Genomic DNA, 635 nt, shown 5'->3' with positions numbered 1-635 from the left:
GTTTTCGCAAATCTCGCAGCGGGATTCAGCTTTTCTTTTGCCGCATCCTGATGATTGACGTGTTCCTCACGCTCAATATCAGCTTCTTTAGAAAAAGCATCGAATACTTTATTCACAAGACCTGTTCCGAAAATGATCTGGTACTGGCCAGAGCTGCTGAAAGCCCCTTTGACGCCATCAAGCTCTTCTACTTGTGCTTGATCTATCTTTGATTCATCTTTCATCACTAAACGCAGTCTTGTTGCACAATGAGCCGCGCTGATAATATTTTCTTTCCCTCCGAGAAGCTCAATAAGGCGTTTTGCAGTCTCTTTGTAATCCATCTATTTCTCCCCCTTTTATTTAAACAAAAAAGACCTAAAATTCGCCAACGAATAAAGGATACAGCGATCCTTTTTCATTTACGCAAATTTTAGGTCTTGCCTGCTTTACCAGTCACAATCCCCGGTATTTATTTTTTAATACGCTTTCATTTTATTATGTGATAACGCTTTCGTCAACTACTTTTTTATTCTCTGTGAAAATCGACCTAAAAAAAGCCTGATCGCGCGATATCAGGCGGTATTACCTATAGGAATCATTTAAACGCTGGACATGCAGCGTAATATATCCGACTTCTGATTCCGGAAGATGAA

The 635-nt window shown here is 40.0% G+C and carries 1 protein-coding gene; it reads right to left on the bottom strand.

Annotated elements, in window-relative coordinates; genetic code table 11:
- The coding region (locus ACWHAR_RS28605) for a glucose PTS transporter subunit EIIB (RefSeq protein WP_452088640.1) at window positions 1-323 on the bottom strand (323 nt) is incomplete at its 3' end.
- Window positions 324-635 lie beyond the last annotated feature (312 nt).

This window comes from Bacillus sp. LR--39 (genome assembly GCF_053613335.1).
Note: the sequence above shows the minus strand (reverse complement) of the source record. Positions and strands in the feature narration are given on the sequence as shown.